Genomic DNA, 11721 nt, shown 5'->3' with positions numbered 1-11721 from the left:
CCATTTGATTTAAGTCCTGCTTTGGGGAACTTCTCCCAAGCTTCCGCTTGCCAGATTAGATTTCTGAGTGCAGCCTCGCTGGTGACGTCGTTATAGATTTGCGCCATTTTTTTCACAGAAAACCAACGTGACTGAGGAGCCCGTTGTGGCTGCGCTCCTTCTGGAAATAACTCAGGAGCAACATTGAATTTGTTCAAAGGTGATGCAAAAACTGGCGAAAAGTCTGGAGCGTCCACAGCCTTTTCGCTTTGTTTGAAACCAGTGAATCTGCAACTGGGAGAAGGCGCGGCGAAAGACTGAAGGGTATTCTGTTTGGCTTTATGTGCCATGGTTAACTCCTGTTCGTTATTTGAGAGAGGTACGTTTTTGTTGGCCAACGACTGCAGTATCCCCAATGACTCTGGCGAAGTTAAGAGGAGATAACACCCCCTTAAAAAGGGCCGCTAAATAGGCTGATGTGCGTCATTTCTGCATAAAAAAATGTAGGCGAATCAACGCGTTACATGCGCTTTAGAATTTCCTGGAATGTCAAGGGGAAATAACGACTTTATGGCTTCCTGTGTCCCTTTGGAAGGGAGTAACCGAGGATGGTTATTGCTCGCAGAATCCGTCTTTGTATTTGTGGCGGCGCGCCCACCTGATGACTGTGCCGTCATTGCGCCACGTGGCACAGTTATGGCACACTAGTGGCACGTTTTACTGAAAAACGCTGTTTGTTCTGCAGAGATGTGGACGTAGCGTAAGCGAGCGCTGGCGCGGTTTTCAGTAATGCAGATTGTTTTCGTGAATCGTAATGTATTGAACGGAGAAAATTCGTAATGCGAAGGTCGGGGGTTCGACTCCTCTCTCCGGCACCAATAAATAAAAGGGCTAGCTGCAAAGTTAGCCTTTTTTCATTCCTGTTGTGCCAAACATGTGCCAGCGGAATCCTCCAGTCCCGCTCGCCCTAGCGCCATGCTTGCGCTGCGGCGGCGAACAGCAAGGATTTACTCGTGCCGCAACGCTTCGATCGGATCCAGTTGCGCAGCGCGGCGGGCGGGAAAATAGCCGAACAGTACGCCAATCCCGGCAGAGAACACGAATGACAGCAGGTTGATGGTCGAATTGAACAAATAAGGCACCTGCATCACCTGCGCCAGCACAATCGAAGCCGCGGTAGCAAGAATGATGCCGATCACGCCGCCGAGCGCGGCCAGCACCACCGCTTCGATCAGGAATTGCAGCAGCACGTCGCGCTCCAGCGCGCCGATGGCAAGGCGCAAGCCGATTTCGCGGGTGCGCTCGGTAACGCTGACCAGCATGATATTCATGATGCCGATGCCGCCCACCAGCAAGCTCACCGCAGCCACCGCGCCGAGCAGCGTGGTCATTACCTTGGTGGTGCCGGACAGGGTTTCGGCCAGCTGCTTGGTGTCGAGCACATTGAAATTGTCCTCGTCGGCTTCGGCCAGCTTGCGGCGCTCGCGCAGCAACTGCGTCAGGCTGGCTTTCAGGCGCGCGCTATCGCTGCCGTCCTTCATGGAAACCAGCAGCGTGGCAACGCGCAGATTGCCGGTGACGCGACGCTGCAGCGTATGCAAAGGCACCAGCACAATATCGTCCTGGTCATTGCCCATCGCGCCCTGCCCTTTGGACGCCAGCAGGCCCACCACTACGCAGGAAAATTGCTTGATGCGCAACTGCTCTCCCAGCGCGCTGCGGGTATCGAACAACTCGCGCCGCACCGTCTCGCCGATGATGCACACGGCGGCACCGGCTTGCAACTCGCCATCCTCGAACTGCCGGCCCGTGGCCAGTTTCCAGTTGCTGGTCTGGAACCAGGCATTGGTGCTGCCGGTGACGCTGGTTGCCCAGTTGCGGCCGTTGGCAACCACGGTCACGCCGGAGCGCCCCTCCGGAGCCACCGCCTGGACGCCGCCGATCTGGGCCGCGATCGCTTCGGCATCTGCTTCCTTGAAGGACGGCGCGCCGCCGCCACCGCCGCCGCCGAACATCTGGCGTTGTCCTGGGCGCACCATCAGCAAATTGCTGCCCAGGCTGGAAATCTGATTTTGCACCGCCAACGTGGCGCCGTTGCCCAGCGTCACCATGGTGATGACGGCGCTGACGCCGATCACGATGCCGAGTATCGTCAGAAAGGAACGCAGCAGGTTGCGGCGGATCGAGCGCAGCGCCAGCAGCAAGGTATTCAGCAGCATTACGGACCTCCTGTCGCCGCTGGCGGCAGCGCTGCTAGAAAATCCGGTCCGAGCGGATGCGGGTTGCCGACATCGCTGTCGAGCATGCCGTCGACAAAGTGCACCAGGCGCTTGGCGTACATCGCCATGTCGTGTTCGTGCGTGACCATCAGCACGGTGATGCCGTGATCAATATTGAGGCGCGACAACAGCTCCATGATCTCGCGGCTGCGCTGGGTGTCGAGGTTGCCGGTCGGCTCATCAGCCAGCAATACCGCCGGTTCGGTAACGATGGCGCGGGCAATCGCGACCCGCTGCTGCTGTCCGCCCGACAGTTCGGCCGGCGTGTGATGCTCCCAACCGGCCAGGCCGACTGAGGCCAGCGCTCTGGATGCCAGGGCGTGGCGCGCCGCTGCGCTTTCGCCGCGGTACAGCAAAGGCAATTCGACGTTTTCCTGCGCCGAGGTGCGTGCCAGCAGGTTGAAACCCTGGAACACAAAGCCCAGGTAGCGCCGGCGCAACAGCGCGCGCTGGTCGCGCGACAATTGTTCCACATGCATGCCTTGAAACAGGTATTCGCCTGCGGTGGGCGTATCCAGGCAGCCGATGATGTTCATCGCGGTCGATTTGCCCGAGCCGCTGGGCCCCATGATGGCGACGAATTCGCCCGCGTTGATATCGATATCAACGCCCCTGAGCGCCATCAATGCCGCTTGCCCGCTACCGTACATCTTGGTTACTCCGCGCAGGCGGATCAACGGTTCGCCGGCAGCAGGGCGGGTTGCGCGCTCGATCGCCGTGCTCATTGGGTGGCTGCCATGCGCTGGTCGGTGATAACCTCCATGCCGGCCTGCAAATCCCCCGCAATCACCTCGGTCATCCGGCCATCGCTAATGCCGGGCGTGACGCCGACGGCGACCGCGGCGCCGTTGCGCAACACCCAAACCTGGCGCGCTTGCGCGGTGCTGGCGCCGCTGGCGGCCGACTTGCGCGGCGCCCGGCTCGGCCCGCGCGGTATCAGACTGGCCACAATGCCGCCCTTGCCGGCGCCACCCGCTGCCTTCGCGCTCTGCGTCGGCGTGAAGCGCAGCGCGGTATTCGGCACCAGCAGCACGTCGCGCCGTTCGATGGCTGTGATGGTAGCGGTGGCCGTCATGCCAGGGCGCAGGCTCAGATCGGCGTTATCGACATCCAGGTAAGTGACGTAGGTAACCACGTTGTCGGTGATGGTCGAACCGAACGCGACCCGCGTGATGGTCGCCGGATACTTGCGGTTGACATAGGCGCTGACGGTAAAGCGTGCTTTCTGGCCGACCTTGACCGCGCCGACATCGGCTTCATCGACATTCACCTGCAGCCGCAAGCGGTGCAGGTCTTCGGCGACGGTAAACAGCGTCACCGCCTGCAATGAGGCCGCCACCGCGTTGCCGGGATCGACCGTACGGGTCAGAATCACGCCATCGGTCGGCGAGCGTATCGATGCTTTCGACAGATTGGTATCGTCGGTCGACAAGGTGGCCTTGGCACTGACGACGTTGGCCCGGGCGCTCAATTCGTTGGCCTGGGCGCGCGCCAGCGTGGCGCGGCCGGTGTCGAGCTCAGCCTTGGACGGCACCTTGCCGCCGGACAAGCGCGACACTTCTTCCAGCCGGCCCAGATTGGCCTGCGACTCCTGCACCGTAGCCACCGCTTGCGCCACGGCCGCATTCGCGGCAGCCAGCGCGGCGCGCGAGCGCACCACCTGATCGCCCAGCTTGGCGGTATCGAGCTCGACCAGCACCTGCCCTTTCTTGACCTGGTCATTGACGTCCACCAGCACCCGCGACACGGTGCCGGACAGTTCGCTGCCGATGCTGACCGAGAGCGTCGGCTGCAGGGTGCCGTTGGCGGTGACGGAAAGCGTGAGGTTGCCGCGCCGCACCGCTTCGGTCGCGAAGCTGGGTGCGGCGCCTGCATTTTTCTGCGCTTGCCAGATATAAACGGCAATGGCAGCCAGTATCAGCAGCGCAACGGCAATCCAGAATGCCGGACGACGCCACCGGCTGCGCGCAGCCGGATCGGCCAGCAAGGCAGCAGCATCGGTGCCTGACCTGGTTTCGTTTGAGGCAGATGGTGTGTTCATGAATTGGATGATTGAGTAATCGTTACGGAATCGAGCTCCGGCTGCCAGCCGCCGCCCAATGCCTTGTACAGACGCACATGATCGGCACTCAGGTCGGTAGTAGTAGTTGCCACCGCGTCCTGCGTGTTGAACAGCGAGCGCTGCGTCTCCAGCACGGTCTGAAAATCAACCAGCCCGCTGGCATAGCGCTGCCGTGCTATCAGTGCCGCATTGGCTGCTGCATCGGCCGCGTTGCGCAAGCGCAGCAGGCGTTCGCGGTCGCCCGCCAGCGCGACCAGCGCATCCTCGACATCCTTCAATGCAGTCAGCACCGTAGCCTGATAAGACATCCGCGTTTGTTCCAGTGCAGCTTGCTGCGCGCGCACCTGAGCCTTGCCCGCGCCGGCGTCGAACAGCGGCACCGACACGCTGCCCAGTATTGCCCTTGCCAATGCGCCGCTGCCGGTAAGCGTGCCCAGCGTCAATGCACTCAAACCGAGCGAACCATTGAGCCGGAAGCTCGGATAGCGTGCGGCATCGGCCTGTCCGACCCGCGCCAGCGCGGCGCTGACCTGATACTCGGCGGCACGCACGTCCGGGCGCTGGCGCAGGGTTTCCGCCGGCATGTTCAGCGCCAGATTATTCTGCGCCTGCGGCACCGGGCTGGGACTGGCAAGTTGTGCGCGCAGCGCATCCGGCGTTTGGCCGCACAGCAACTCCAGGCTGTGCCGGAATTGCGCCACGCTGGTTTCCAGGGTCGGAATCTGGGCCTGCGTCTGCTCGCTGGCGGCGCGTGCCTGCTCGCCTTCGAGCGAGGTCAGCAAACCGGCCTGAACCCGCCAACCGGTGATCTGCAAGGTTTCCAGCTGGCTGGCCAGATTGTCGCGGGCAATCGCCAGCCGCGACTGCGCGCCGCGGTACTGGATATAGCCGATTGCCACTTCAGCCGCGATCGACACCTGCACGTCGGCCAGGCTGGCAGCGCTGGCTTGGGCGCTGGCTTCGCCGGCCTGCAGCGCGTTGCGGTTACCGCCGAACACATCCGGCTCCCAGCTGGCGTCAAAGCCGGCATTGAACACATTGCCGGGACTGGCGTTGCCCGACTTGCTGCGCTGCGCCGAGGCCGAGCCGGTAACGCCGGGCAGCAGGCCGGCAGCCGCGACATCGCGCAGCGCGCGCGCCTGCAGCAAGGCTGCCTGCGCACTCCTGACGCTGGTGTTGGCCTGCAATGCTTGCAGTATCAGGGTTGCGAGCAAGGGATCGTCAAAGCGCTGCCACCACTGCGCGAGATTGAGATTGGCATTGCCAGTGATGGCAGGGGTCGTCGACCACGCCGCCGGCGCTGCAATATCGGGCAGCCCCGGTGCGGTTGGGGTCAATGACACGCACGCCGACAGCGGCAGCACCAGCGCCCACAATCCGAGTCTGCTCAACATGCTGTCTTTTCCGGAAAATTCATGCGCGACAAGTGCATCACTTAAGGCCTGGCAACATTCTTCTGAGCGTGTTATCCCGTATCCAATAATGGTGGAACAGCGCCGCAGCGGCATGCAGGCCGATCAGGAAATAACCGGCCGTGGCGATTGTTTCATGCAACTCTTTTATCTGCTTGGCGTTGTCCTTGCTTTCGGCGATCAGCGCAGGCAGTTCGAGCCCGAAGAATGGAACCGGCTTGCCGTCGGCACTCAGCAACAACCAGCCCAGCAGCGGCGTAACGATCATCAGCAGGTATAGCGCCACATGCAACCACAGGGAAAGCCGCATCTGCCATTGCGGCGGAGCGGGCGTAATGGCCGGCGCGGACGTCAGCAGGCGCGCTGCCAGACGTATCCATACCAGGGTGAAAACAGACAAGCCGAGCATGTAATGCCACATTTTCATCCCGTCACGCAGCGCACTCCCCTTGGGAAAAATGCCGCGCAGTTCCATGCTGGCATACACAGCGGCGAGCAGAAACAACATCAGCCAGTGCAGTCCGATCGGCAACGTGCCATACCTGCCGGAATTATTTGTATTCATATACCTATCCTCATCAGAGTTTGCCGGAAATTGGCTTGAACGGAGTCATCATGGCGCATGCCAAAGAATGACGCTTATTCAACCTCAAACCGACCAATCAGAAGCTGGCTTACGCCAGCGCAAGCAGCTGCCGAACGCCTGCGTATTTTAGTGACTGATGCGCCAGAGCCGTGATGTTTTTACAAAACAATACAAATCCACTGCCCTGGACAAACCTGCTGACGCGGGCCGATACATGCACACAAACAGGGTAGTGTATTTTTAATAGGCGCTTTAAAAACATGCGATGAAATGGCATTTGAAGACATACACCCAATAAACACATTAACCGCGAAAAGCCGCCCAGGCCACCATCGCCCACGCCAGCAGGAATGCGGCGCCGCCGATCGGCGTGACCGCACCCAGCATGCGCATGCCGCTGATTGCCAATGCGTACAAGCTGCCGCTGAATACCACGATCCCGGCCAGCATCACGATCCCGGCCCGGGCCAATAGCGCAGGGCTAAAGCGCGGCATCAGCAGTGCAATCGCGAACAAGCCCAGCGCGTGCGCCATCTGGTAAGTGACCGCGGTGTGCCAGACCGCCAGCATGTCGCTGCTCAGACTATTTTTCAGCCCATGCGCGCCGAAGGCGCCGGCGGCCACCGCGATGAACATGTTGATGGCAGCCGCAATGATCAGGGAGCGTTCATTCATGAGGGGGGGTTCCGATAATCAGCATTAAAAAATACTTCTATTGGTATTTTAAATTAGCGCAATGAATACATGCGCCAATGGCACAATATTTAATCATACTCCACTAAAAGTACATTCCATCCGGGGGCATGACGATCCGGCGCGCCTGGCTTCGGGCGCGCCGTAGCCAATGCACCGACCGCCATGGCGACTTCCCTGCCGTCTCCCGGAATGCCGCCTCACTTCGCGAAGCGCCGCCATCAGTTCTTCTCAAGTGGCAGTCGCCCGTCTTGTGTATCATTGGGCGCGCACCGGAAGCGCCGGTAAGCAACTACCGCCGCCCAGCAACCCGCTTTCATGGAGACCATCGCGATGCAAAAAATCCTCATCATCATTCACGCTCCACCCTACGGCAGTGAGCGGTGCCTGTCGGGATTGCGTCTGGCCACCGCCTTGGCCGGTGTCGAAGGCGACACTCCCAAAGTGCAAATCTTTCTGATGTCGGATGCGACCGTGCTCGCTCTGCCCAATCAAATCGATGCGACTGGAAACGGCCTGCAGGGCATGGTCGAGGAACTGGTTCGCCACAACGTTTCGATCAGGATTTGCCGCACCTGCGCATTCGCACGCGGCTTGGGTGAGCTGCCTCTGATTCCCGGCACAAGCATCGGCACTTTGGCCGAATTGGCTCAGGCGACGCTGGCGGCCGACAAAGTCATCACCTTCTGATCGCTATCGCAGCCAGCAACTGCGAATCGTTTGCGGGGCACGCCTTGAGATGGCCGAAGCATTGAGGCCGCTTGGCGGTCCCGGCCGGAATGCGCGGACCAGGGCCGGACGGGCGGTGCCAGCCAGTGGCATGGCCGCCAATACGCGCAGTGTCTTTTCCCAAAACGTCCGTGCGTAGCCTTGCCGGCTTAGCGACGAATCAGGTAGCGAATGGTCGGCCCATCCTGCTGGATTTCCAAAACCTCGTAGCCGTGATTTTTGGCGTCAAGCGGGATATTGTTGATGGACTGAGGGCAGTCCGACACCACCTCCAGAATTTCTCCAGGCTGCAATTGTGGCATCGCCTCCAAAGTGGCCATTGCAGGATAAGGACAAGGCTCTCCTTCCATGTCTAATCGATAATCTGGGGTGTATGACATCTTCTTCATGCGGCTTCCTTGAATAAATTAACGTTCTTGGATTTGTCGGCAAAAAAACGTTTTTCCCACCACAACACGGCCAGCATGGCTGCAGCCAACATCAGGTAAGTTGCGATGAGGCCACCTTGGGGGCCGAATACTGCCAACAGATTGATTTTGCCGTAACTTGTGGCCAGGGCCGGAGCCAAGCTATCCCACCAAAAAGCGAGCAATGTGGCGCCGATGATATTGCCCAATCCAACCCACCAGAAATGTACCTGGCCTTCCATCGCCCGGTACATCCAGCCGGTTTCACAGCCTCCGGCCAGCACAATGCCAAAACCGAACAGCAAACCGCCAATGACCGCATTGGGGCCTGCCCACAGAATTTTGGGTGGCACGCCTAGCTGTACATAACTGTAGATGCCGATGGTGCTGACCGCCATGCCAATAATGATGGCCTTCGCCATCTGGGTGCGGCCGGTCAGCCATAAATCTCGGAATGCCGAAGTAAAACATACTTGCGCCCGCTCGATAATCAGGCCGAAAGCCAAACCGAACAATGCCGCCAGCCCCAATTTAGGCGCATCAAGCGTCTTGGCAAGGGCCCACAGCACGAAGCAAACGAACAGCAACATGCCCAGCCGGAAGCGTCGTGTAGCGCGATCAGCTTGTTGTGTGAGCGGTTGTGCTGCGGAAACTTTCTCAAGTTTTACCGGGATACGGAACACTGGCAACATCGTAAAACGGGCCCCAAGCCAAGAACCCGCTGCAGCAGCCAAAGCAAAAAACCAGGCGTGCAGGGAAAACTGCGGAATGCCAGTGAAGAATGCAGCAAGATTGCAGCCCATCGCCAAACGGGCGCCAAATCCAGCAATAATGCCCCCAATCACGGCCTGGACGATGCGAATGCGATGTTGAGGCAACCGCAACTTGACGTTGTTCGCCCATAGCGCTGCAGACATGCAACCGGCAAACATGCCAATGATCATGACGCCGTCAACCCGGTCCAGCGGCGTGCCTTCGAGATGGATTACCTTGAAGTACCCCCAGTTTTCCGGATGAGCGCCAAACAATTGCAACAAATGGCCGCCCCAGCGGGTGAACTCGCCAGTCACCGCCCAAAAAGTTCCAGTAAGGCCGAAATAATAGGCAGAAAGTACGCCTGCCGCGATTACCGACGGTACCGGCGACCAAAATCGCACCAGATAGTTTTGTTTGAAATCGTGCCAATTCATCGCCAGTTTCGCTTTCACTATTCACTGCCGAACTTGGCAGGCAAGTCATATCAAAGGGATTGCACCCATCAGGCAAGAGCGCCGAACAAGAAATCCGCTTATTGGCTGCCAAATGGTGGCGTGGATTGTACCGCAGGATTTTGGAAAATCAGAGTGAAGAATCCGGCACCGGGCGGTCAAGAATCACCTGTTGCAGGTCCGCTCAAGACTGTCATGACAACAATCTGAACCGGACCTTCGACCTTGAACTCTTGGCCGGCAGCTCCTAGCCGAAATCAGCCCTTGCAGTATCGAAAATAGCCAAGCGGCCTGCAAGGTTCACTATAGAGGCGGTCGATTTAAGCGATGGACACGTACCGCAAACGCAAGCTCGAATAATATATACGATATACAGTATTTTTAAAATTCACTTAAATACATGCGTATTATCTGGCATTTATTCACATACTCATCAAATTTATTGAATAAGCGTTTTCGCGCAGATTGAAAAACCTCCCGCCGATCCGTTCCGGAGGGAGGTTTTTCTGACTGCTGCGATCCTTACTTCTTGCGCATCGGCGGCAAGTCGGTGCAGACGCCTTCAGCCACTTCGGCCGCCATGCCGAGCGATTCGCCCAGGGTCGGGTGCGGATGGATGGTTTTGCCGATATCGACCGCATCGGCGCCCATCTCGATGGCCAGCGCGATTTCGCCGATCATGTCGCCGGCATGGGTGCCGACGATGCCGCCACCGACGATGCGGTGGGTTTCGGCGTCGAACAGCAGCTTGGTGAAGCCTTCGTCGCGCCCATTGGCCACCGCACGGCCGGAAGCGGCCCACGGGAAATGGCCTTTTTCCAGCTTGATGCCCTTGGCCTTGGCTTCGTCCTCGGTGATGCCGGCCCATGCCACTTCCGGGTCGGTGTAGGCCACCGACGGAATCACGCGGGCGTCGAAATGCGACTTTTCGCCGGCCGCCGCTTCGGCTGCGACATGCGCCTCATGCACCGCCTTGTGCGCCAGCATCGGCTGCCCGACCAGGTCGCCGATGGCGAAGATGTGCGGCACGTTGGTGCGCATCTGGCTATCGACGCTGATGAAGCCGCGCTCGGTGACGGCGACGCCGGCCTTGTCGGCGGCGATCTTGTTGCCGTTCGGGCTGCGGCCCACTGCGACCAGCACCATGTCGTACAGTTGCGGCTCCGGCGCGGCAACCGAAGCATCGGCGCCTTCGAAGCTGACCTTGATCCCTTCCGGCAAGGCTTCGATGCCGACAGTCTTGGTCTTCAACATGATCTTGTCGAAACGTTTCTGGTTGAATTTCTGCCACACCTTGACCATGTCGCGGTCCGCGCCCTGCATCAGGCCATCCATCATCTCGACCACGTCGATGCGCGCACCCAGCGTCGAGTACACGGTCGCCATTTCCAGGCCGATGATGCCGCCGCCGATAACCAGCATGCGTTTCGGTATCTGGCGCAACTCCAGCGCGCCGGTGGAATCGACGATGCGCGGATCCGCTTTTTCGGCACCTTGCACGAACGGCAGGTTCACCACCGATGAGCCGGCGGCGATGATCGCCTGCTTGAACTGCACGGTTTTCTTGCTGCCGTCGGCGGCGGTGACTTCCAGATGATGGGGACTGGCAAACTGGCCGACGCCCTGCACTACGTTGACCTTGCGCGCCTTGGCCATGCCGCTCAAGCCACTGGTCATCTTGCCGATCACGCCCTCCTTGTAGGCGCGCAGCTTGTCGATATCGACCTCGGGCCGGGCAAAAGTGACGCCGTGCGCGGCCATGGTGGCCGCTTCGTCGATCACCGCCGCCACATGCAGCAAGGCTTTGGACGGGATGCAGCCGACGTTCAGGCACACTCCGCCCAGCGTCGAATAACGCTCGACCAGCACGGTCGCCATGCCGAGATCGGCAGAACGGAAGGCGGCCGAATACCCGCCCGGCCCGGCGCCCAGCACCAGCATCTCGCATTCGAGATCGACCTGGCCAGTGTAGCTGGCGGCGGCAGGTGCCGCGGGTGCTGCCGCCGCAACGACTGGCGCGGCGACTGCGGCAGAGACTGGCGCTGCCGCGGCCGCCGGCGCAGGTTCTGCAACTGCTGCACCGGCCGCCGCTTCCAGCATCAGCAGCAGCGAACCTTCCTTGACCTTGTCACCGATCTTGACCTTGATTTCCTTAACGACGCCGGCGTGGCTGGATGGAATTTCCATGCTGGCCTTGTCGGATTCGACCGTGATCAGCGATTGATCGACCTTGATCGTATCGCCCGGCTTGATCATCAATTCGATCACTTCGACTTCCTTGAAGTCGCCGATATCCGGGACTTTGACTTCGATTAAACTCATGGTTTTGGCTCCGTTCTGGCCTTGCCGCTTCTTTACTTCGCTGC

The 11721-nt window shown here is 59.7% G+C and carries 11 protein-coding genes; 1 reads left to right on the top strand and 10 read right to left on the bottom strand.

Annotated features, from left to right (window positions below):
* From HMCN_RS19240 to HMCN_RS0110020, 7 genes are all read right to left on the bottom strand, one after another.
* Positions 1-329: hypothetical protein (locus tag HMCN_RS19240; protein ID WP_155837518.1), on the bottom strand; the 329-nt coding region annotated here is incomplete at its 3' end.
* A 657-nt stretch (positions 330-986) separates the two neighbouring features.
* A complete protein-coding gene (locus HMCN_RS0110045; protein WP_025917268.1) occupies positions 987-2198 on the bottom strand; it encodes an ABC transporter permease in 1212 nt (403 codons plus the stop codon).
* Positions 2198-2983: an ABC transporter ATP-binding protein gene (locus tag HMCN_RS0110040; RefSeq protein ID WP_025917267.1), complete on the bottom strand. Its 786-nt coding sequence runs from the start codon at positions 2981-2983 to the stop codon at positions 2198-2200. Before HMCN_RS0110040 ends, HMCN_RS0110045 begins: the two co-directional genes overlap by 1 nt.
* Positions 2980-4299, bottom strand: coding sequence for an efflux RND transporter periplasmic adaptor subunit (locus HMCN_RS0110035; protein WP_025917266.1), 1320 nt, complete (start codon positions 4297-4299; stop codon positions 2980-2982). The genes HMCN_RS0110040 and HMCN_RS0110035 overlap by 4 nt, the downstream gene beginning before the upstream one ends.
* The gene (locus HMCN_RS0110030; RefSeq protein ID WP_025917265.1) at positions 4296-5714 is read right to left on the bottom strand and encodes an efflux transporter outer membrane subunit; all 1419 of its coding nucleotides are present in this window, start codon (positions 5712-5714) and stop codon (positions 4296-4298) included. Before HMCN_RS0110030 ends, HMCN_RS0110035 begins: the two co-directional genes overlap by 4 nt.
* A gap of 37 nt (positions 5715-5751) precedes the next feature.
* Entirely contained in the window at positions 5752-6297 is a 546-nt protein-coding gene (locus HMCN_RS0110025) for a cytochrome b (RefSeq protein ID WP_025917264.1), read from the bottom strand.
* A gap of 324 nt (positions 6298-6621) precedes the next feature.
* On the bottom strand, positions 6622-6993 hold the full coding sequence (locus HMCN_RS0110020) for a DUF423 domain-containing protein (RefSeq protein ID WP_025917263.1): 372 nt from the start codon (positions 6991-6993) through the stop codon (positions 6622-6624).
* A gap of 351 nt (positions 6994-7344) precedes the next feature.
* Here HMCN_RS0110020 and HMCN_RS0110015 point away from each other — a divergent pair, with 351 nt between their 5' ends.
* A complete protein-coding gene (locus tag HMCN_RS0110015; protein WP_025917262.1) occupies positions 7345-7701 on the top strand; it encodes a DsrE/DsrF/TusD sulfur relay family protein in 357 nt (118 codons plus the stop codon).
* Positions 7702-7889: 188 nt separating this feature from the next.
* Here HMCN_RS0110015 and yedF read toward each other — a convergent pair whose 3' ends face one another.
* The 3 genes from yedF to lpdA all read right to left on the bottom strand — a co-directional run bounded on the left by yedF (position 7890) and on the right by lpdA (position 11677).
* Complete coding sequence (gene yedF, locus HMCN_RS0110010; RefSeq protein WP_025917261.1) at positions 7890-8129, bottom strand: sulfurtransferase-like selenium metabolism protein YedF; 240 nt, start codon at positions 8127-8129, stop codon at positions 7890-7892.
* A complete protein-coding gene (gene yedE / locus HMCN_RS0110005; protein ID WP_238552088.1) occupies positions 8126-9355 on the bottom strand; it encodes a selenium metabolism membrane protein YedE/FdhT in 1230 nt (409 codons plus the stop codon). The genes yedF and yedE overlap by 4 nt, the downstream gene beginning before the upstream one ends.
* A gap of 522 nt (positions 9356-9877) precedes the next feature.
* A complete protein-coding gene (lpdA, locus tag HMCN_RS0110000) occupies positions 9878-11677 on the bottom strand; it encodes a dihydrolipoyl dehydrogenase (protein ID WP_025917259.1) in 1800 nt (599 codons plus the stop codon).
* Positions 11678-11721 lie beyond the last annotated feature (44 nt).

Source organism: Herminiimonas sp. CN (genome assembly GCF_000622895.1).
Classification (GTDB): Bacteria; Pseudomonadota; Gammaproteobacteria; order Burkholderiales; family Burkholderiaceae_D; genus AVCC01.
This window is presented reverse-complemented; position numbering and strand designations above follow the sequence as displayed.